The organism is Streptomyces sp. NPDC087310, assembly GCF_044744405.1.
Lineage (GTDB): Bacteria > Actinomycetota > Actinomycetes > Streptomycetales > Streptomycetaceae > Streptomyces.
Genome location: NZ_JBIUYF010000003.1, coordinates 67,347 through 88,140, shown reverse-complemented (window position 1 = coordinate 88,140; position 20,794 = coordinate 67,347). Strand labels below are relative to the sequence as shown.

Below are 20,794 nucleotides of genomic sequence, written 5' to 3'. Positions count from 1 at the left end.
TTCCCCGCTCGCGCCGCCGCCTGTTCCGTTTCGCCCTCGTACGCGGATATTTGGCCCCCTGGAACGCCAACCCCCCATCCTGGCCCGCGTTCCGGAGCGTTCCGTTCCGTTCACTTCAATTCGCGACGAACGGTGACGGGCCACACGCGTTTTGTGATGTGCTGGTGTCCGGAGCCGACCGTCGACCGTGTCACTGACCGGTCAAACGGCCGTATTACCGTCGTATTACCGGCGCGTCGGCGCACGCATCGACGCGTGCATCAACATCCGTGCCCCCTGAGGGCGCGGCGGCACGGAGGAGGGGCGCACCATGGGGGCGGACCAGATCCGGCGGTGGGAATCGGGCGCTCTCGCCCACGCGGTCAGCGACCCGTTCGGCCAGGGCCCGCTGCCCTGGCTGCGCGGCAGCGAGAACTACCTCGACGACACCGGCCAGGTCGTGCCCTGGTACGCGGACCCGACGCTGGGCGCGGGCCGCAGCGGCGGCCCCCGTACCGCCGACGACGTACGGCGGCAGATCAAGGGCTTCGTGTCCGACGGCGCCGTGGCCCCGGGTGAGGCGATCGACTTCCACGTCACCGTCGACCCGCCGCAGGACTTCTTCGTCGACATCTACCGGATCGGGCACTACGGAGGCGACGGCGCCTTCAAGATCACCACCAGCCCGCGCCTCCCCGGCGTCGTGCAGTCCCCGCCCCTCACCGCCGACCGCACGGTCTCCTGTCACCACTGGTGGCTCTCCTGGCGGCTCCAGGTCCCGTCGTACTGGTCCCTCGGCGCCTACGTCGCCGTCCTCACCACCGTCGACGGCTACCGCTCCCACGTTCCCTTCACGGTCCGCGACAGCCACCCCGCCGATCTGCTCCTCCTGCTCCCCGACATCACCTGGCAGGCGTACAACCTCTATCCCGAGGACGGCCACACCGGCGCCAGCCTCTACCACGCCTGGGACGAACAGGGCCGGCTCCTCGGCGAGCAGGACGCCGCGACGACCGTCTCCTTCGACCGCCCCTACGCGGGCGCGGGCCTGCCCCTCCACGTCGGCCACGCCTACGACTTCATCCGCTGGGCCGAGCGCTACGGCTACGACCTCGCGTACGCCGACGCCCGCGACCTGCACGCGGGCCGCGTCGACCCCACCCGCTACCGGGGCCTGATCTTCCCGGGCCACGACGAGTACTGGTCCGTTCCCATGCGGACCACCGTCGAAGCCGCCCGCGACCACGGCACCTCGCTCGTCTTCCTCTCCGCCAACTCCCTCTACTGGCAGGTGGAGCTGGGCCCTTCGGCCTCCGGCGTCCCCGACCGCCTCCTCACCTGCCGCAAGCGCCGCGGCCCCGGGCGCCCCGCGCTCTGGCGTGAGGTGGACAGGGCGGAGCAGCAGCTCCTCGGCATCCAGTACGCGGGCCGGGTCCCCGAGCCGCACCCTCTTGTCGTACGGAACGCCCACCACTGGCTCTGGGAGGCCGTCGGGGCGGCCGAGGGCGACGAGATCGCGGGGCTGGTCGCGGGCGAGGCGGACCGGTACTTCCCGCGTACGGCGCTGCCCGAGCACCAGGACCGGATCCTGCTCGCGCACTCCCCGTACCGCGACAGCGAGAACGCCAAGCGCCACCAGGAGACTTCGCTCTACCGCGCCCCGTCCGGCGCGCTCGTCTTCGCCTCGGGCACCTTCGCCTGGTCCCCGGCGCTGGACCGCCCGGGCCATGTCGACCCCCGGATCCAGCGCGCGACCGCCAACCTCCTCGACCGGATCTGCAAACGGGACTGACCGGGACCGCACCACCGTCCGGCCGACCCCCGACCGACCCTCCGGACGCCCCTCCGACCGACCCTCCGGACACTCCTCCGGCCACCCCTGCGAGCTGCGGCTTCCGGCATACGGGAGAATCAAGGCGATCTCCTAGATCGGACAGAACCACGGGGAGGAACCGTGTCCGGATTCGTAGAAAAGCCCGAGCCCGTTCAGGTGCCGGGTCTGGTGCACATCCACACCGGCAAGGTGCGCGATCTGTACCGGAACGAGGCGGGCGACCTCGTGATGGTCGCCAGCGACCGCCTGTCCGCGTACGACTGGGTCCTGCCCACCGAGATCCCGGACAAGGGCCGGGTCCTCACCCAGCTCTCGCTCTGGTGGTTCGAACGGCTGACGGACCTCGTCCCCAACCATGTGATCTCCACCGAGGTCCCCGAGGGCGCCCCCGCCGACTGGGCCGGCCGCACGCTCGTCTGCGAGTCCCTCGACATGGTCCAGGTGGAGTGCGTCGCGCGCGGCTATCTCACCGGCTCGGGCCTCGCCGAGTACCGGCAGACCCGTACCGTCTGCGGGCTCGCGCTCCCGGAAGGGCTGGTCGACGGGTCCGAGCTGCCCGCCCCGATCTTCACGCCCGCCACGAAGGCGGCCGTCGGCGACCACGACGAGAACGTGTCGTACGACGAAGTGGTCCGCCTGATCGGCACCGAGAACGCGTCCCTGCTGCGCCGGACGACCCTCGACGTCTACGCACGGGCCCGCGACATCGCCCGCGACCGGGGGATCATCCTCGCCGACACGAAGTTCGAGTTCGGCTTCGACGGCGAGCGCCTGGTGATCGCGGACGAGGTGCTGACGCCCGACTCCTCGCGCTTCTGGCCCGCCGCCACCTGGGAGCCGGGCCACGCGCAGCCGTCGTACGACAAGCAGTACGTACGCGACTGGCTGACCTCGCCGGCCTCCGGCTGGGACCGCGCGAGCGAGCAGCCGCCGCCCCCGCTGCCGCAGGAGATCGTGGACGCGACCCGGGCGAAGTACCTGGAGGCGTACGAACTCCTCACCGGCAAGAGCTGGTAGGGCTCCAGATAACGAAAAGCCCCCGGCCGAATCGGCCGGGGGCTTCCCGTTCTCTGAGCGGACGACCAGGTTCGAACTGGCGACCTCAACCTTGGCAAGGTTGCGCTCTACCAACTGAGCTACGTCCGCATGCGCCGCTGTGCTTCCGCCCTGTTGCGCGGTGGCGCGACGCCAACTATACCCAACCCCGCTCGCGTGCGAGACGCACTGCGGCATGCCGGTTCTCCGCCCCCAGCTTGGTGGCCGCGGACGACAGGTAGTTCCGTACAGTCCCCTGCGAGAGGGAGGCGCGCTCGGCGATCTCCGCGATCGGCGCACCGTCCACCGCCAGCTCCAGGACCTCGGCCTCACGGGCGGTCAGCGGCGAGTCCCCGGCGGAGATCGCGTCCGCCGCCAACTCCGGGTCCACGAAGCGGTTACCGGCGTGGACGGCACGGATGATCTCGGCGAGCTGCCGCGCGCTGACCGTCTTGGGTACGAAGCCGCGCACCCCGGCCGCGAGCGCCCGCTTGAGATGGCCGGGCCTGCCGTGGCTCGTCACGATCATCGTCCGGCAGCCGGGCAGTTCGGTACGGAGGGATGTGGCGACTTTCACACCGTCCGCCCCCGGCATCTGGAGGTCCAGTACGGCGACGTCGGGCCGGTGGGCCAGCGCCATCGCCAGCGCCTCGGGTCCGGTGGCCGCCTCGGCGACGACGATCAGGTCGTCCTCAAGGGCGAGCAGCGCGGCGACGGCCCCCCGGATCAGATGCTCGTCATCGGCCAGGAGGACCCGTACCGGAGCGGGGCCCGACGCCACGGAGGGTACGGAAGGCCAGGAGGGTACGGACATCACGCCGCCACCTCCGTGCCCGTGCCCGCGCCCGTGTCCGCGCCGGCCGGCGTCGTCGGCCGCGGGCCTGGCCGCTCCTTCGGCAGCGGCACCCGTGCCGTCAGCCGGAAGCCGCCGCCGCTCCCCGTGGGGCCCGCCTCCAGCGTGCCGTCCACGGCGGCCAGCCGCTCCCGCAGCCCGGCGAGCCCGGACCCCTTCGACCGCTGCCCCGCGGAGCCGTCGGCCTCCGCGCCGCCCTCGGCCGGATCGGGCTCCGGCACGCCGTCGTTCTCGACGATCAGAACCGCCTCCCAGCCCCCGGATCCGCCCTTCTTGGACGTCCGTTCCGACGTCCGTTCCAGCGGCTGTTCCAACAGCCGTACGGTGCACCGCCGCGGGTCCCCGTGCCGCAGGACGTTCGTCGTCGCCTCGCGCACCACCCACCCCAGCGCGGACTGGACCCCGGTCGGAAGCCCGCCGCCCTTGCCCTGTCCGCCGCCTCTGCCCCCGCGCCCGCTCCGTGCGCCGTTCAGCATGTCGCCCTCGATCGTCTCGATCCCGTCGATCCGGCAGTCGATGCCCGCCGCTTCCAGCACGCTCCGGGCGCCTTCCAGCTCGGTGTGCAGATTCGCCTCGCGGTAGCCGCGTACGACATCCCGCACCTCCCGCTGCGACTCCCGTGCGATCCGCTGCACCTCGGTCATCTGCGTCATCGCCTCCGGCCGTCCGCGCTCGGCGAGCTGCACCGCCAGCTCGCTCTTCAGCGCGATCACCGCCAGATTGCGGCCCATGACGTCATGCATGTCGCGGCCGAAGCGCAGCCGTTCCTCCGCGACCGCGAGCCGCGTCCTCAGCCCGTTCGCCGCGTCCAGCTCCCAGACGACCCTGACCAGCCAGATGGAGAAGACGAAGGCGCTGGTGAGCACCGAGACCATGGCCAGGACCCCGATGAAGTTCAGGCCGGCCTGGCGCCATCCCATGCCCAGGAGGAGGGTCGCGACGGCCGTCGCGACGGGCGTGCCGAGCACGGCGTACACCCGCTGCTCCGTCGTCCGCAGGCCCAGGGCGAGCGAGGCGACACCGAAGCCCCCGAGGGTCATCAGCAGGGCGGCGAACCTCCCGTCCGCGGGTATCGCGCCGGTCTCGATCAGCACGAGCAGTCCGACGATCCCGGCCGCCGACAGCCCGCCCACGGCCAGCATCAGATGGACGGGCCTCGGGCGCCGGCCCAGCCGCCACTCCATGGCCTGCACCGTGAGGGCGCAGCACAGCACGGAGTGCACGAGCAGCAGCAGGGTCGGCCAGGGCCCCTCCCGGCCGGTGAGGTTCAGGGAGAGCGCCCCGAATTCGAGGCCCCCCAGCCCGTAGAACGTGTAGCGGGTGTACACCTCCACCACGTGGGCGGAGTTGGTTTTGGCGGACATGTGGCGCAGGTTCCACAGACCGGTCAGCCTGGTCATGGGCCCAAGGTCTCCTCTCCCCGTTCGGCGGATCTCGGTGAATCCCGGTGCGGCCCGGCGACTCCGCGCCGTCTCAGCGGCGCGGCTCCCAACGGAACCACCGCTGTACGGCGAAGCCGGCGAGCACGATCCAGGCCAGCGCGTTCAGTGCCGCGCCGAGCAGGTCGTACCCCTCCGTACCGCCCAGCCAGCCCGCCCGGATCAGGGTCATGACCCCGGTCACCGGCAGCAGCTCGCATATGGAGGCCACCCGGTCGGGCAGCACTTCCAGGGGTACGAACAGGCCGGAGCCCGCCACCGACACCAGGAACAGCGGCATGGTGGTGATCTGGGCGCTCTCCACGGTACGGGTGAATGCCGAGGTCGCCGCCGCCAGCGCGCTGAGCAGCACCAGACCCCCCAGCAGCCCGCCGATCAGCAGCAGCGCGTTCTGCGGCGCGCGCACCCCCAGGAACGCCACACCGCCCGCGATCATCAGACAGGACTGGGCGAAGGCCAGCACGACCGCGGGCAGCGCCGTACCGATCAGGATCTCGCGGTCGGACGTCTCGACCGTACGGAGCCGCTTGAGCACCAGGTCCTCGCGCCGGGCCGTGTAGGCGGCGGAGAGGTTGGCGTACACGGCCATGATCAGCACCATGCCGATGCTGCCGGCCATCGCGACCTCGATACCGCTCAGCCCGACCTCGCCCAGGTCGACCTCCTTGAGCGACATCTTGATCGCCCCGATCATGGCCACGGGCACGATCAGCGCCGAGAAGAGCGCCGTCCTGTTCCGGACGAGCATGACGAACTCCGCCCGTCCGAGCGCCTTGAGGCGCCCCGTGACCGTCGTCCGCCTCCCGCCGGGCGGGTCGTTCTCCGTACGCGCCATGGCCGGACCGTTCGTCCTCTTCACCTGATCCGTCCTGTTGCCCGTCGTGTTGCCCATCGTGCTGTCCGTCGTGCTGTCCGTCCCGCTGTTCGTCGTGTTCATCGCGTGTCCCCCGATTCCGTGCGCTGTGAAGCGATGTCGAGAAATGCCTCTTCGAGAGAGGCGGAGCGGGCGTCCAGCGCCTCCAGCTCCAGGTCCGACTGCTCGGCCCAGCGGATGAGTTCGCCCAGGTCCCGCTGGAGCCGCTCGGTGCGGATCTCCACCCGTCCCTCGCCCTGCTCGGCCGCGCGCAGCGACAGCGGGAGCCGCCCGGCGGGGACGCCCGCGGGCAGCTTGAAGCGGATCCGCGCGGGCCGCGCCGCGGTCACCTCGGCGGGGGTGCCGGAGGCCACGATCCGGCCCCTGTGCATGATCGCCAGCCGGTCGGCGAGGCTCTCGGCCTCCTCCAGGTAGTGCGTGGTCAGCAGGACGGTGGTGCCGTCCGCCCGCAGCTCCCGCACCAGCTCCCAGGTGTCACGCCGCCCTTCGGCGTCCAGCCCCGTCGTCGGCTCGTCCAGGAAGAGCACCTCGGGCCGCCCGAGCAGCGCCAGCGCCAGGTCCAGGCGCCGCTTCTCGCCGCCGGAGAGCTGCTTGACCCGTACGCCCGCCCGGTGGCCCATCCCCACCAGCTCCAGCGCCTCGCCGATCGGGCGTGCGCCGCTGGTGCATCCCGCGCACATCCGCACCGTTTCCGTGACCGTCAGGTCGGAGGGGAAGCCGCCCTCCTGGAGCATCACGCCCACCCGGGGGCGCACGGCGGACCGTTCGGTGTACGGATCGTGGCCCAGCACCCGGATCGCGCCGCCGCTGGGCCGGGCCAGGCCCTCCAGCAGCTCGACGGTGGACGTCTTGCCCGCGCCGTTCGTCCCGAGCAGCGCGAAGAGCTCGCCGCGCGCCACGGAGAAGGAGATCCCGTCGACCGCCGTGAACCCGCCCGTGTACGTGCGCCGCAGGGCGTTCACGTCGATCACCGCGCTGCCGTCGTCCCGGGGCGCTTGAGTCGGTACCTGCGTCGAAACCTGAGTCATGACTCCAGGATTTCGGCGGAGCGGGCTGTTCGGCAGTGCACCCTGTCACCGTCTCCGATGACATTTGTCATCAGCGCCGAACGCCGCACACGAAGAAGGCCCCGGTCCGGAGACCAGGGCCTTCATTTCTGAGCGGACGACCAGGTTCGAACTGGCGACCTCAACCTTGGCAAGGTTGCGCTCTACCAACTGAGCTACGTCCGCATCGCACCGATCGAGCTCTGCTGAGCGATGCGTCCATCACTGTACCTGATCCATTGAGCCGGACCTGAAGTGATGTAGAGCGGGTGACAGGAATTGCACACTGCGCCTCCCCCTTGGAAAGGGGGCGTTCTACTACTGAACTACACCCGCACGCTGCCCGGGCTTCGGCTTTTCGGCCTTGCCCCTCGGCGTGTTCCAAACTCTAGCCGATCAGTGGGGGTGCTGTGCAACTCGGTGCGCATACCGGTCACTCGACCGGCTGCGCCCGGCGTGCACCGGGGCGTGGACCCGGCGCGCGCCGCGCGGGCCCTGCCACTCAACTCGCCTCGTGGAACGCCTCGTACACCCGCTTCGGGATCCGGCCGCGGGCCGGCACCTCCACCTTGTGGGACTGGGCCCAGGCCCGCACCGCCGCGGGGTCGGGTGCGAGCGCCGTGTGCCGGTAGGTCGAACGGGCCTTGCCGCGCTTGCTGCCATTTGTCTGCTTTCGGCCGGCCGCCATGAAGGGCGCCAGGGCCTTACGCAGTTTCTTCGCGTTGGCGGGATTGAGGTCGATCTCGTACGACTTCCCGTCCAGGCCGAACGCGACCGTTTCCGCCGCGTCCCCGCCATCGATGTCGTCGGAGAGCGTGACCACTACGCGCTGCGCCACGGATACAGGTCCTTTCTTGCGGTACCGCTTGTGCCCGAACGCGCCCGACATGTGCGGGAAACGTGTTGACGTGCGGCGATACCGGCCTTCCGGCTGTTATGGGGCAATGCTTCTTTCCGCTGTATTCCTTTGTACAGCGAAAGAGGGCGCATTGTGAAGCCCAGCCAATTACATCAGCGTGTCCCCCGGCAATGGGTGGCCAGATTTTTTCCCGGGATTTTTCCCGGCGTTGTCCCGTGGTGGTCCCATCGGCCTCAGTGTTCGCACGGATCCGGAAAACGGACATATCTACCCGCGTAGATTTTCTGGCCGGGTACGCTGAGGTACCTCGGGGGGTCTGGGGGATTCCCCGGAGAACGCAACAGCGAGAACCAGCCGCACCACACCACCGGGAGTGCACGTGGCACGCGTCGTAGTCGACGTCATGCTCAAGCCGGAGATCCTCGACCCGCAGGGCCAGGCGGTGCAGCGCGCACTGCCCCGCCTGGGCTTCGAGGGAATCGCCGACGTCCGCCAGGGAAAGCGTTTCGAGCTGGAGGTGGCGGGGCCGGTCGACGAGGCCGCCCTCGCCCGCATCCATGAGATGGCCGAAACCTTTCTCGCCAACACCGTCATCGAGGACTTCGTCGTGAAGGTCGACGAGTCCGTCTCCGCCGATGGCGTCGAGGTCGTCGGTGCCGCCGACCAGGGGGCGAAGTGACTTCTCGTATCGGAGTCGTCACCTTCCCCGGCACGCTCGACGACCGGGACAGCCTGCGTGCCGTCCGTATCGCCGGTGCCGAGCCCGTATCGCTCTGGCACCGCGACAAAGATCTCCATCAGGTCGACGCGGTTGTCCTGGCGGGCGGTTTCAGTTACGGCGATTATCTCCGGGCCGGGGCCATCTCCCGGTTCTCGCCGGTGATGGAAACGATCATTGAGCAGGCGAAGGCCGGTATGCCGGTTCTCGGCATCTGCAACGGCTTCCAGATCCTCACGGAGTCGCATCTCCTTCCGGGCGCGATGCTCCGTAACAACCATCTCCACTTCATCTGCCGCGACCAGAAACTGCGGGTGGAGAGCGCGGACACCGCCTGGACCGCCGACTATTCCGCCGGTCAGGAAATCTCCGTACCGCTCAAGAACATCGACGGCCGGTACGTCGCCGACGAGCGCACGCTCGACGAGCTGGAGGCCGAGGGCCGGGTCGCCTTCCGCTACCTGGACGGGAACCCGAACGGTTCGCTGCGCGACATCGCCGGGGTCACCAACGCGGCGGGCAACGTCGTCGGCCTCATGCCGCACCCCGAGCACGCCGTGGAGCCGCTGATCGGTACGGGCCGTACCGACGGCCTCGGATTCTTCACCTCGATCCTGAAGAAGCTGGTAAGCGCCTGATGACCATCAAGAACCTCGACACGGTCAAGCACGCGACCGGTACCCCCGACGCCGACCAGCCCTGGAAGGAACTCGGCCTCAAGGAGGACGAGTACGCCCGGATCCGCGAGATCCTGGAGCGCCGTCCCACCGGCGCCGAGCTGGCCATGTACTCCGTCATGTGGTCCGAGCACTGCTCGTACAAGAGCAGCAAGGTCCATCTGCGGCAGTTCGGCGAGAAGGCCCCCGCCAGCGAGGCGATGCTCGTCGGCATCGGCGAGAACGCGGGCGTCGTGGACGTCGGCCAGGGGTACGCGGTCACCTTCAAGGTCGAGTCGCACAACCACCCCTCGTACATCGAGCCCTACCAGGGCGCGGCCACCGGCGTCGGCGGCATCGTCCGCGACATCCTCGCCATGGGCGCCCGCCCGGTCGCCGTCGTGGACCCGCTGCGCTTCGGCGCTGCCGACCATCCCGACACCAAGCGGGTGCTGCCCGGGGTCGTCGCGGGCATCGGCGGTTACGGCAACTGCCTCGGCCTGCCGAACATCGGCGGCGAGGTCGTCTTCGACGCCTGCTACCAGGGCAACCCGCTCGTCAACGCCGGCTGCATCGGCGTCATGAAGCACGAGGACATCCACCTGGCGAAGGCGTCGGGCGCGGGCAACAAGGTGATCCTGTACGGCGCCCGCACGGGCGGCGACGGCATCGGCGGCGTCTCGGTGCTGGCCTCCGAGACCTTCGAGTCCACCGGCCCGGCCAAGCGCCCGGCCGTGCAGGTCGGCGACCCGTTCCAGGAGAAGCTCCTCATCGAGTGCACCCTGGAGATCTTCGCGGAGAAGCTCGTCGCCGGGATCCAGGACCTCGGCGGCGCCGGCCTCTCCTGCGCCACGAGCGAGCTGGCGTCGGCCGGCTCCGGCGGGATGCGGGTCGAGCTGGACACCGTACCGCTGCGTGACGCGACCCTCTCGCCCGAGGAAATCCTCATGAGCGAGTCGCAGGAGCGCATGTGCGCGGTCGTGGAGCCCGACAAGGTCGACCGCTTCATGGAGATCTGCGAGAAGTGGGACGTCATCGCCACCGTCATCGGTGAGGTGACCGAGGGCGAGCGCCTGGAGATCTTCTGGCACGGCGAGCAGATCGTCGACGTACCGCCGCGCTCCGTCGCCCACGACGGTCCGGTGTACGAGCGGCCCTACGCGCGCCCCGACTGGCAGGACGCCCTCCAGGCGGACGACGCCAACAAGCTGGCCCGCCCGGCCACTTCGGCGGAGCTGCGCGAGCAGGTCCTGAAGCTGGTCGCGTCGCCGAACCAGGCGTCGAAGGCGTGGATCACCGACCAGTACGACCGCTTCGTCCAGGGCAACACGGTGCTGGCGCAGCCCGAGGACGCCGGCATGGTCCGGATCGACGAGAACACCAACCTCGGCGTGGCCATGGCGACGGACGGCAACGGCCGCTTCGCGAAGCTCGACCCGTACACGGGTGCGCAGCTCGCGCTGGCCGAGGCGTACCGCAACGTGGCCGCCTCCGGCGCGACGCCGCTCGCGATCTCCGACTGCCTGAACTTCGGCTCGCCCGAAGACCCGGCCGTGATGTGGCAGTTCGCCGAGGCGACGCGCGGACTGGCCGACGGCTGCCTCCAGTTGGGCACCCCGGTCACCGGCGGGAACGTCTCGCTCTACAACCAGACGGGCGAGACGGCGATCCACCCGACGCCGGTCGTGGCCGTGCTCGGCGTGATCGACGACGTCAACCGCCGTACGCCGATCGCCTTCGCGGCGGAGGGCCAGCTCCTCTACCTGCTCGGCGACACGCGCGAGGAGTTCGGCGGCTCGGCCTGGTCCCAGGTCGTCCACGACCACCTCGGCGGACTGCCGCCGGCCGTGGACCTGGACCGCGAGAAGCTGCTCGGCGAGATCCTGATCTCCGCCTCCCGCGACGGCATGATCGACGCGGCGCACGACCTGAGCGACGGCGGTCTGATCCAGGCGGTGACGGAGTCCTGCCTGCGCGGCGGGCACGGCGCGCGGCTGGTCGTGCCGGACGGGCTCGACGCCTTCACGTTCCTGTTCAGCGAGTCGGCGGGCCGCGCGGTCGTCGCCGTACCGCGCAGCGAGGAGCTGCGGTTCACGGACATGTGCGGGGCGCGGGGCCTGCCCGTCACCCGGATCGGTGTGGTGGACGGCGAGGAGATCGAGGTGCAGGGCGAGTTCAGTCTTCCGCTGGGTGAGCTCAAGGACGCGCACGAGGCGACGATTCCGGCGCTGCTGGCCTGAGCGGCCGGTCAACCATCAGGAGGGGAACGCATCATGGCGTACGAGTACAAGGTCGTCACGTTCAGGGAATCGCTCATCGGCGACGCCCTGGACAGCGACAAGCTGGAGAAGGTCCTCAACAAGCACGCCGAGGACGGCTGGGCGCTGAAGGCCATCACGGCGGCGGACGTCAAGGGCCGGATCGGCCCGGGTGCGGTCGAGGGCCTGCTGCTGACGCTGGAGCGCCCGCGCGCGTGACGGCGTGAAGGTGTGAGGCGTGACGGCGTGACGGCGTGACGCGCTGAACTGAGCCCCTGTCCCGGGTTGTCCGGGATGGGGGCTCAGTCGTCCGCGCGCCTGCGTGCCCAGGTTTCAAGGGATTACGTAATTACGTACTATCGGCGCGTGGAACCGTCGAGGGGGAACGAAACGATGTCCGCGACCGAAGCAGAAGTACCGGAGACACAGGAGACACAGGAGATACGGGAGAGCCGCCGCGGCCGGAGGCTCGCCATGAACGCCTTCCGGCTGTCCTGGCTGGTCTTCTGCGCCCTGGTCCTCGCCGGGGCCTTCGCCGAACTGCCCTTCGGCTACTGGTGGACGTGGCTGCCGGCCGGGATCGGGATCGCGCTGCTCGTCTGGATGGGGCGCACGGCACGGGCCCAGCACGCGGTGCGCCCGCCGACGGTGGAGGTGGACGCACCGGTCAGGGGCCGCTGGTCGGCGGTGAACAGCCCGGCGAACAAGGTGCCGAGCCATGGGACGTACGCGTACGGACAGGCGTACGCGATCGACATCGTGGCGGATCCGGATCCGGGCTCGGATCCGGATCCGGAGTCGGAACCAGAGCCGGAGCCGGGCTCGGAGCCGGAATCAGGCTCGGAACCCACCGCGCCGTCCTCCCGCCCGGCCTTCGCGTGGCTGTGGCCGGTCGTCCGCCGCAACCGCGACTTCCCGGCCTTCGGCGAACCGCTCCTCGCGGTGGCCGACGCGACGGTCGTGCACGCCTCCGACGGCCAGCGCGACCACCTGAGCAGGAACTCCCTGCCCGCGCTGGTCTATCTGATGCTCTTCGAGAGCGCGGTACGGGAGTTGGGCGGCGCGCACCGGATCACCGGCAACCATGTGGTTCTCGACCTGGGGAACGGTACGTACGCGATGTACGCCCATCTCCGGCGCGGCTCGCTTCAGGTCCGCGCGGGCGACCGTGTCGTGGCGGGTCAGCTTCTGGGCCGCTGCGGAAACTCCGGCAACTCCACCGAGCCGCATGTCCACTTCCAGCTCATGGACCACCCGGACCTGGACATCGCCCGCGGTGTCCCGTTCCGCTGGCGGGGCGTCGGCGTTCCGCTGAGCGGCGAGCCCTTCGTGGGCTGAACGGCACCCCTGGGGCCCCGCTCAGCCCACGCTCACCTTCAGGCCCCCTCAGGCCCCTCAGGCACCCGGTCTCCCGCCAGCCCCAGCAGCGTGCCCGCCGCGAGGGCCATGCGGTCGGGGAGGTCGGCCAGGGTGACGTGTTCGTGACGGGCGTGCGCGCCGTCGCCCAGGGCGCCCATGCCGCACAGGACCGGGCGGCCGAGGGCGGCGACGAAGTTGGCGTCGCTGCCGCCGCCGACGTACAGCTCGGCCAGCGGGCCCCTGAGGTGCGTCGCGACGCCGTCCACCAGCGCGAAGAGGCGGCGGCCCGCGGCGCCGGGCCGCATCGGCGGGCGGTTCCAGCCGCCGCCGACGGTGAGGGTGACCCGGGGGTCCGTGGCGGTCAGCCCCGCCAGGACGCCGTCCATCCGCTCGATCTCCTCCTGCGTGCTGACCCGGATGTCGACGAGGCAGGTCGCCTCGCCCGCGATGACGTTGCGCGCCGTACCGCCGCTGATACGGCCGACGTTGACGGTCGTCCCGCGCTCCGGGTCGGCGGCGGCGACCAGGTCGCGGATGACGTCGGCCAGTCCGTGGATGGCGCTGGCACCCTTGGCCGGGTCGAGGCCGGCGTGGGCCTCCAGCCCCGTCGCCGTGAGGTTGAAGATGCCGACCCCCTTACGGCCCGCCTTGATCCCCCACGCGCCGCCCGGCTCCATGACCAGGGTGGCCACCGCGTCCTCCGTCGCCCGTTCGATGAGCGGCCGGGAGATGACGCTGCCTGTCTCCTCGTCGCCGTTGAACACGAAGCGCACGGTGGGGCGGGGCAGTCCGAGGGCGCGCAGCGCGCGCAGCGCCCAGATCCCCTGGGCCAGGCCGGCCTTCATGTCGAAGACCCCCGGACCCGAGAGGGTTCCCTCGGTGAGGGTGAACGGCCAGTCGGTGACGGTACCCGCGGGCCACACGGTGTCGTAGTGGCCGACGACCGTGACCGTACCGCCGGAGTCCCCGTCGTACTCGGCCTCGATGACGTCGCCCAGTTCGGGGTGGCGGTGGCGGACCGTACGGCTCGGCTCGCCCAGCCGTACGGACAGCAGCTCCAGGATCAGATCCGCGGTGGCGTCGAGGAGGGCCTTGTCCTCGCTGGGCGACTCCTGTTCCACCAGACGGCGCAGATCGGTGAGGTAGCCGTCCCGTTGCTCCCGCTCGTCGCACCAGGACGCGATACGGGAGAGCGCGGCCGGGTCGGGGCCGTTGGGGGAGTGCGGCATGGGGGCGGGGGCGGGTGCGGGTGACGGCATGGTTTCCGTGTTTCTCCGAGTTCTCTTCGACAGATGGGTGAAGGGGGTCAGTGCGTCGGCGCTCCCGGGCCGAACGGCAGGCCGAGCGCGTACCAGGCCAGGAACAGCAGCGTCCATACGACGAGCATCGACAGCGCGACGGGGAGCGTCAGGGACATGAGGGTGCCGATGCCCGCCTTGGGGCGGTAGCGGCGTACGAAGCCCAGACAGAGCACGAAGTACGGGCTCATCGGAGTGATGGGGTTGGTGCAGGAGTCGGCGATCCGGTACAGCGCCCAGGTGGTCTCGGGGGCGACCTTCAGCAGCATCAGCATCGGCACGAACACCGGGCCGATCAGCGCCCACATGGCGGAGCCGCTGGTGAGGACCAGGTTCATCACGCTGACGACGAGGATGACGCCGACGAAGATGACCGCGATCGGCACCCCGGACGAGTCCAGCAGCTCCGCCCCGGTGATGGCCATGACCTCGCCGATGGAGGTCCACTTGAAGTAGGCGAGGAACTGCGAGATCGCGAAGAACAGCACCAGGATCGGGGTGAGTTCGCGCAGTCCCAGCGCCATCATGTCCGGGATGTCCTTCGCCGTACGGACGACTCCCACCGCCCGGCCGTAGGCGACGCCGGTCGCGAAGAAGAGCAGCGACAGGAAGACGGCGATGTTGTGGACGAGCGGCGAGTCGATGACGGCGCCGTGGTCACCGCGCAGTGGTGAACCGGTGGGCATGGCCGCAAGGGCGATGGCGGCCAGCAGGGCGAGGGCGGTGAACCCGGCGGCGCGCAGTCCGCGGCGCTCGTCGTCCGTCAGGGAGAGGTCGGGCAGTTCCTCGGTGGCCTCCGGGGCCGCGACGGTCTCCGGGGCCGCGGCGGCCCCGTCGGCCTTCCCGGACTCCCCCGCCTGCCCCGCCTGTCCCGCCTGTCCCGTCTTCCCGGACTCCCCCGTCTTCCCGGCCTGTCCCGCTTCCGCCTCGTCGTCCGCCGTCATCATCGCCACCCGCCGGACCAGCAGCGTCTCCGCGACCAGGGTGATGACCAGCGCCAGAACGACGGAGGAGACGAGCGAGAAGAAGTAGTTGGCGACCGGCGTGACCGTGTACGAGGGGTCGATGGTGTGGGCTGCCGCCGTCGTCAGCGCGGCCAGTGTGGCGTCCGAGGGCGTGACCAGCGGGCTGGCGGCGTGCCCTCCCGAGACCGCGACGAAGGCGACGACCGCGCCCAGCACGGGGTTGCGCCCGACGGAGCGGTAGGCGATCGCGCCCAGCGGGATCATCACCACGAACGCCGCGTCGGAGGCGATGTGGGCGACCATCCCGGTGAACGCGATCATGAAGGTGACGGCCCGGACCGGGACCTTCGCGAGCGCGGCCCGCAGCATGGCGGTGAGGAGCCCCGCCCGGTCGGCGACCGATACGCCGAGCATGACGACGAGGACGACCCCGAGCGGCGGGAACGTCGCGTAGTTGTCGATCAGGCCGTCGAGCATCATCGTCACGCCCGCGTCGGAGATCAGGCTCCGCACCGTGACCGTCGCGCCGTCCGTGGGTGATTCGGCGGAGACCCCGAGGCCGTGCAGCGCCCAGCTCAGGACGAGCAGCACCGCGCTGAGGATCACGAACAGCCAGAAGGGGTGGGGCAGCCGGTTGCCGACGCGTTCTATGACACCGAGCACGCGCAGCGTGATCGCCACCGAGCCGGAGACCGGGCCGGGCGCGGAGCCCTCGGCGCCGTCGGCCCCCGGGTCCGCCGAGGGGTCCTTCGGGCGGTCCTCCGTCGTCCTGGTCACCACATCGGTCCCTCTCTTCTCGCGTGATGGTGCATTGGTTCGCTATAAGACTTCAGAATGAAAGATTGTGTCAATGGATTCGAGGCGTGCGGCTGTTTCGTCCTCGTAACTTCCTGATGATGGAGTGGCTCAGCAGGGGCAACGACTAGGATCAAGAGATGCCGCCGTCGTCAGCGCTTTCCTCACCGAACCCCTCCACCGCCTCCACCACCGCCCCCGCGTCCCCCGCGTCTGCCTCCGCCATCTCCGCCATCTCCACCGTTTCCACCGTCTCCACCCGGCGGTCATCGGCGCGTCCGGAGGAGCGGCTGCTCGACGACGTCGACCTCGATCTGGTCGCCGCGCTCCAGCTCGCCCCCCGTACCCCGGTCAACGCCCTCGCCGAAGTGCTGGACAGCTCGCCGAGCACCATCGCCCGCCGCCTCGCGCGGCTGCGCGCCGAGCGGCTGCTCCGTGTGGTCGGCCGACTGGACTGGCCGCTGATCACCACCGAGAACCCGCGGCAGGTGTGGATCACGTGCGAACCGGGGCGCTCCCAGGAGGTCGCGCGGCGCATCCTGGAACTGGCCGAGGTGCAGACCCTGCTGCTGACGACCGGCAGCGCCGACCTCTACTGCAGCGTCTACCCCCTGCTCGGGACCGATATCTTCGACCTGCTGACGCACCGGCTGCCCGGCATACCCGGCATCGTCTCCACCGAGTCGCAACTGGTCCTGCGCGCCTACACCATGGGCCAGAGCTGGCGGCTCCACCGGCTCTCCGAGGAGCAGACCGGGCGGCTGCGCGAACACGCCGTACAGATCACCCAGGAGCGCAGGACCTCGCCCGACGAGCTCTCCGAGCTGGAGCGGCGCACGCTGGAGCTGATGGTGGACAACGGCCGGATCCCGGCCGCCGACATCGCCCGCGAGCTGGACGTCAGCCGCTCGACGGCGTACCGCACCTCACAGGCGCTCCTGGAGTCCGGCGCCCTCTGGCCCCGGGTGGAGATCGAACCGGCCCTGCTGGGCTATCCGCTCACCGCCCTGCTCTCCCTCACGGTGCTGCCGCAGGCGATCCCCCGTCTGCTGGACACCCTGGGCGGGCACCCGTCGGCGCGTTACGTCTCGATGGTGGCCGGATCCACCTCGGTGATCCACCACGGCGTCTTCCGGGACGAGGAGGACCTGGCCGACTTCATCACCACGGACCTGGGGGCGTTTCCCGAGGTCACGCGGGTCAACACCTGTGTGGGTGTACGGGTGCTGCGCCGGCACTGGACCGCGCGGGACGGGGTACGGCTCGGCAGCCGGGTCGACGGCTTCCTGCGGCGGAACGCGCCCGATTAGCCTCAGCCCATGCCACCTGCCAAGAAGCGCGCCCGCCGGTACGACTCCGCCAAGATCCGCGCCGCCGTCACGGCCCAGTTCGGACACGTACGGGAGGCGGTCGCCGGGCTCACGCCCGAGCAGCTCGCGCTGCCCAGCGGGCTCGGGGAGTGGAGCGTGCGGGAGCTGGCCGCGCACATGTGCATGGGGGTCGAATTCGTCAACCGCGCCATCGAGCAGGACGGGCACGGGCAGGGACAGGGGCACGGACAAGGGCACGCGGGGCCGGACGGCGACCTGCCCGCCGTCACCGTCACCCTCGCCGCGTGGCCGCTGGCCACCGCCGCGCACGCCGGCGCCATCTCCGAGGACGTCGAGGCGTACGCGGCGTCCGCCCCCGCGGAGGAGCTGTTCGCCCGTACCGCCGCGCGGCTCGACGCCCTGCTCCCCGGCGCGGACGACGACCAGGTGCCGGTGATCCGGCTCGGACCGATGCGGTTCGGGGACTTTCTCGTCACCCGGACCGTCGAGCTGATCGTCCACACCGACGACCTGAACCGGGCCACCGGGCTCGCCGTGCCGTTCGACCGGCAGGCGCTCGCCGCCTGTACCCGGGTGCTGGCCGACGCGCTCGCCACGAAGGCGCCTGGGGCGTCGACGGAGGTACGGGTGCCGCCGTACGCCGTCGTGCAGTGCGTGGAAGGGCCGCGCCACACCCGGGGGACCCCGCCCAATGTCGTGGAGACCGATCCGCTGACCTGGATCCGGCTGGCCACCGGCCGTACGGGCTGGCGCGAGGAGGTCGAAGCGGCGCGGGTCCGCGCGAGCGGGGAGCGGGCGGATCTCGGCGGTCTGCTCCCGCTGATGGGGTGAGGGCGCGGGGGACGCGCGGGGGAGGCGGAACCGTACCGCGCCCCTCCCCGTCCCACCGATATGCGGAAACAGAAGATCACCCACATCACTCGTGTCACGGACACCACTCGTGTCACGTACACCACTCGCACCACTCCTCTCATGCGCGCCACTCGCACCACTTCCCTCACGCACGGCACGCGCGTCACCCACATCGCCGCCGTCACCTCCGCCGCCCTGCTCGCGCTGACCGCCTGCGGCACCGAGACCAAGGACGGTGACGGGGCCGGTACCGGGAACCGGGCCGTGGGGACCGAGCTGCCGCTCACCGATGTCCACTGGCGCGTCGACAGCGTGACCACGGACGGCAAGAAGACCGCCGCGCCCGCCGGCGCCGGCGTGGAGATCAGCTCCGAGGGCCGGGCCAGCGCGCAGACCGGCTGCAATCGCGTCAGCGCGAAGGTCACCGTCAAGGGCGACACCGTCACCATCGGAGACAAGGAGTCCACCCTGATGGGGTGCGACAAGGAGATGGGCGGCTTCGAGAAGGCGCTCGACGGCGCGTTCGCCGGGAAGCTCACCGCCAAGCTCCAGGACAAGAAGCTCACCCTCACCACGACGGACGGCGACACGATCGCGCTGACCGCGGAGGAGCCCGCGCCCTTCGCCGGGACGAAGTGGACGGTCAACTCGCTCGTCGACAAGGGCGTCGCGTCCTCGCTGCCCGAGGACGCCGCGGGCAAGGCGTTCTTCACGTTCACTGTGAGTAAGGAAGCGCAGGCGGGCAAGGAAGGGGAACAGACCGGCACCATCGAGGGGAACCTCGGCTGCAACCGCTTCAAGGCCCCCGCCACCGTCTCCGGTACGACCCTCACCCTCGGCCGCCTCACCGCCACCCGCATGCTCTGCACCGGACCCGGGATGACCGTGGAACGCCAGGTGCAGAAGGTGCTGGAGGGCAAGGTCACATATGAGCTGCGCCACCGTTCCGTCACCCTCAGGACCGCCGAAGGGGCGGGCATCGAGGCCGGTGCGACCACCCCCGGGAAGTAATCAGGAGGACGCCGGAAGGGCCCGCGAGGGCCCCGGTCCGTATCCCCAATTCGGACCAGTGGTCGATCTCGCCTACACTCGGTGGCGTGCCTCGTGGTGATGGACGACTCAACCACGACCTGCTCCCCGGAGAGAAAGGCCCCCAGGACGCTTGCGGCGTCTTCGGAGTCTGGGCCCCGGGTGAAGAGGTCGCCAAGCTCACCTATTTCGGACTGTATGCCCTACAGCACCGTGGACAGGAGTCCGCGGGCATCGCAGTGAGCAACGGGTCCAAGATCCTGGTTTTCAAGGACATGGGCCTCGTCTCACAGGTCTTCGACGAAACCTCGCTCAGCTCCCTCGTGGGGCATATCGCGGTGGGCCATGCCCGCTACTCCACCACCGGAGCCTCGGTGTGGGAGAACGCGCAGCCGACCTTCCGGGCCACGGCCCACGGCTCCATCGCGCTCGGCCACAACGGCAATCTGGTCAATACCGGCCAGCTCGCCGAGATGGTCGCCGACCTGCCCAAGGAGAACGGCCGGACGACGCGCGTCGCCGCCACCAACGACACCGACCTGGTCACGGCCCTGCTGGCCAGCCAGTCGGACGCCGACGGCAAGCCCCTCACCGTCGAGGAAGCCGCCGCCAAGATCCTGCCCGATGTCCAGGGCGCCTTCTCGTTCGTCTTCATGGACGAGCACACCCTGTACGCCGCCCGTGACCCGCAGGGCATCCGCCCGCTCGTCCTCGGCCGGCTGGAACGCGGCTGGGTCGTCGCCTCCGAGGGCGCGGCCCTCGACATCTGCGGCGCCTCCTTCGTACGGGAGATCGAGCCCGGCGAGCTGATCGCCATCGACGAGAACGGTCTGCGCTCGCAGCGATTCGCGGAAGCGAAGCCCAAGGGCTGCGTTTTCGAGTACGTCTACCTGGCCCGTCCCGATACGGACATCGCCGGTCGGAATGTCTATCTGTCCCGGGTCGAGATGGGGCGGAAACTGGCCAAGGAAGCTCCGGCCGAGGCAGATCTGGTCATAGCCACGCCCGAGTCCGGCACCCCCGCCGCCATCGGGTACGCGGAGGCCAGCGGCATCCCCTACGGATCCGGCCTCGTCAAGAACGCCTATGTCGGCCGGACCTTCATCCAGCCGTCCCAGACCATCCGCCAGCTCGGCATCCGTCTGAAGCTGAATCCGCTGAAGGAAGTCATCCGCGGCAAGCGCCTGGTGGTCGTCGACGACTCGATCGTCCGCGGCAACACCCAGCGCGCCCTGGTCAAGATGCTCCGCGAGGCGGGCGCCGCCGAGGTCCACGTCCGGATCTCGTCCCCGCCGGTCAAGTGGCCCTGCTTCTTCGGCATCGACTTCGCCACCCGCGCGGAGCTGATCGCCAACGGCATGACGGTCGAGGAGATCGGCGTCTCCATGGGCGCCGACTCGCTCTCGTACATCTCCATCGACGGGATGATCGAGGCGACCACGATCGCCAAGCCCAACCTCTGCCGCGCGTGCTTCGACGGCGAGTACCCGATGGCTCTCCCCGACCCCGAGCTGCTCGGCAAGCAGCTCCTGGAGACCGAGCTGGCGGCGGGACCGGCCGGTACCGCCGCGTCGGAAGCGCTGCGCCGCCCGTAGCGCCCGGCCGGGCCGTTCC

General features: G+C 70.4%; 18 protein-coding genes and 3 tRNA genes. 11 read left to right on the top strand and 10 right to left on the bottom strand.

The window, feature by feature from the left end:
* Nucleotides 1-310 precede the first annotated feature (310 nt).
* Complete coding sequence (locus tag ACIO3P_RS10895; protein ID WP_329827541.1) at nucleotides 311-1,771, top strand: N,N-dimethylformamidase beta subunit family domain-containing protein; 1,461 nt, start codon at nucleotides 311-313, stop codon at nucleotides 1,769-1,771.
* A gap of 162 nt (nucleotides 1,772-1,933) precedes the next feature.
* On the top strand, nucleotides 1,934-2,830 hold the full coding sequence (locus ACIO3P_RS10890; protein ID WP_329827542.1) for a phosphoribosylaminoimidazolesuccinocarboxamide synthase: 897 nt from the start codon (nucleotides 1,934-1,936) through the stop codon (nucleotides 2,828-2,830).
* Between the two features lie 56 nt (nucleotides 2,831-2,886).
* Here ACIO3P_RS10890 and ACIO3P_RS10885 read toward each other — a convergent pair.
* The 8 genes from ACIO3P_RS10885 to ACIO3P_RS10850 all read right to left on the bottom strand — a co-directional run bounded on the left by ACIO3P_RS10885 (nucleotide 2,887) and on the right by ACIO3P_RS10850 (nucleotide 7,898).
* Nucleotides 2,887-2,959 (bottom strand) — tRNA-Gly (locus tag ACIO3P_RS10885).
* A 46-nt stretch (nucleotides 2,960-3,005) separates the two neighbouring features.
* Nucleotides 3,006-3,662 carry a response regulator gene (locus ACIO3P_RS10880; protein ID WP_401848918.1) on the bottom strand — a complete coding sequence of 219 codons (657 nt, stop codon included), beginning with the start codon at nucleotides 3,660-3,662 and terminating at the stop codon, nucleotides 3,006-3,008.
* Nucleotides 3,662-5,101: a sensor histidine kinase gene (locus ACIO3P_RS10875; RefSeq protein ID WP_401848916.1), complete on the bottom strand. Its 1,440-nt coding sequence runs from the start codon at nucleotides 5,099-5,101 to the stop codon at nucleotides 3,662-3,664. The genes ACIO3P_RS10880 and ACIO3P_RS10875 overlap by 1 nt, the downstream gene beginning before the upstream one ends.
* A 73-nt stretch (nucleotides 5,102-5,174) precedes the next feature.
* The gene (locus tag ACIO3P_RS10870; protein WP_401794067.1) at nucleotides 5,175-5,975 is read right to left on the bottom strand and encodes an ABC transporter permease; all 801 of its coding nucleotides are present in this window, start codon (nucleotides 5,973-5,975) and stop codon (nucleotides 5,175-5,177) included.
* Nucleotides 5,976-6,073: 98 nt separating this feature from the next.
* A complete protein-coding gene (locus ACIO3P_RS10865) occupies nucleotides 6,074-7,042 on the bottom strand; it encodes an ABC transporter ATP-binding protein (RefSeq protein ID WP_329827544.1) in 969 nt (322 codons plus the stop codon).
* A gap of 131 nt (nucleotides 7,043-7,173) precedes the next feature.
* Nucleotides 7,174-7,246, bottom strand: a tRNA-Gly gene (locus ACIO3P_RS10860).
* Between the two features lie 78 nt (nucleotides 7,247-7,324).
* Nucleotides 7,325-7,396, bottom strand: a tRNA-Gly gene (locus tag ACIO3P_RS10855).
* Between the two features lie 166 nt (nucleotides 7,397-7,562).
* The gene (locus ACIO3P_RS10850; protein ID WP_329827545.1) at nucleotides 7,563-7,898 is read right to left on the bottom strand and encodes an Lsr2 family protein; all 336 of its coding nucleotides are present in this window, start codon (nucleotides 7,896-7,898) and stop codon (nucleotides 7,563-7,565) included.
* Between the two features lie 400 nt (nucleotides 7,899-8,298).
* Here ACIO3P_RS10850 and purS point away from each other — a divergent pair, with 400 nt between their 5' ends.
* From purS to ACIO3P_RS10825, 5 genes are all read left to right on the top strand, one after another.
* A complete protein-coding gene (gene purS / locus ACIO3P_RS10845) occupies nucleotides 8,299-8,598 on the top strand; it encodes a phosphoribosylformylglycinamidine synthase subunit PurS (RefSeq protein WP_329827546.1) in 300 nt (99 codons plus the stop codon).
* Nucleotides 8,595-9,275, top strand: coding sequence for a phosphoribosylformylglycinamidine synthase subunit PurQ (gene purQ / locus ACIO3P_RS10840; protein WP_365810596.1), 681 nt, complete (start codon nucleotides 8,595-8,597; stop codon nucleotides 9,273-9,275). The genes purS and purQ overlap by 4 nt, the downstream gene beginning before the upstream one ends.
* Nucleotides 9,275-11,533, top strand: coding sequence for a phosphoribosylformylglycinamidine synthase subunit PurL (purL, locus tag ACIO3P_RS10835; protein WP_401848915.1), 2,259 nt, complete (start codon nucleotides 9,275-9,277; stop codon nucleotides 11,531-11,533). The genes purQ and purL overlap by 1 nt, the downstream gene beginning before the upstream one ends.
* Nucleotides 11,534-11,566: 33 nt before the next feature.
* Complete coding sequence (locus tag ACIO3P_RS10830) at nucleotides 11,567-11,770, top strand: DUF4177 domain-containing protein (RefSeq protein WP_329827550.1); 204 nt, start codon at nucleotides 11,567-11,569, stop codon at nucleotides 11,768-11,770.
* A gap of 255 nt (nucleotides 11,771-12,025) precedes the next feature.
* Nucleotides 12,026-12,889, top strand: a complete 864-nt coding sequence (locus tag ACIO3P_RS10825) for a M23 family metallopeptidase (protein WP_401849520.1) — start codon at nucleotides 12,026-12,028, stop codon at nucleotides 12,887-12,889.
* 38 nt (nucleotides 12,890-12,927) lie between these two features.
* On the opposite strand, the gene ACIO3P_RS10820 is transcribed toward ACIO3P_RS10825, so the two are convergent.
* Nucleotides 12,928-14,169, bottom strand: coding sequence for a M20 family metallopeptidase (locus tag ACIO3P_RS10820; RefSeq protein ID WP_401848913.1), 1,242 nt, complete (start codon nucleotides 14,167-14,169; stop codon nucleotides 12,928-12,930).
* Nucleotides 14,170-14,216: 47 nt separating this feature from the next.
* Nucleotides 14,217-15,950: an AbgT family transporter gene (locus ACIO3P_RS10815; protein ID WP_401848912.1), complete on the bottom strand. Its 1,734-nt coding sequence runs from the start codon at nucleotides 15,948-15,950 to the stop codon at nucleotides 14,217-14,219.
* A 158-nt stretch (nucleotides 15,951-16,108) separates the two neighbouring features.
* Here ACIO3P_RS10815 and ACIO3P_RS10810 point away from each other — a divergent pair, with 158 nt between their 5' ends.
* From ACIO3P_RS10810 to purF, 4 genes are all read left to right on the top strand, one after another.
* Nucleotides 16,109-17,278, top strand: coding sequence for an Lrp/AsnC ligand binding domain-containing protein (locus tag ACIO3P_RS10810; protein WP_401848911.1), 1,170 nt, complete (start codon nucleotides 16,109-16,111; stop codon nucleotides 17,276-17,278).
* A gap of 9 nt (nucleotides 17,279-17,287) precedes the next feature.
* The gene (locus tag ACIO3P_RS10805; RefSeq protein ID WP_401848910.1) at nucleotides 17,288-18,130 is read left to right on the top strand and encodes a sterol carrier family protein; all 843 of its coding nucleotides are present in this window, start codon (nucleotides 17,288-17,290) and stop codon (nucleotides 18,128-18,130) included.
* A 141-nt stretch (nucleotides 18,131-18,271) separates the two neighbouring features.
* Complete coding sequence (locus ACIO3P_RS10800; RefSeq protein WP_401848909.1) at nucleotides 18,272-19,162, top strand: META domain-containing protein; 891 nt, start codon at nucleotides 18,272-18,274, stop codon at nucleotides 19,160-19,162.
* An 86-nt stretch (nucleotides 19,163-19,248) separates the two neighbouring features.
* Entirely contained in the window at nucleotides 19,249-20,775 is a 1,527-nt protein-coding gene (gene purF, locus ACIO3P_RS10795) for an amidophosphoribosyltransferase (protein ID WP_329827559.1), read from the top strand.
* Nucleotides 20,776-20,794: the final 19 nt, after the last annotated feature.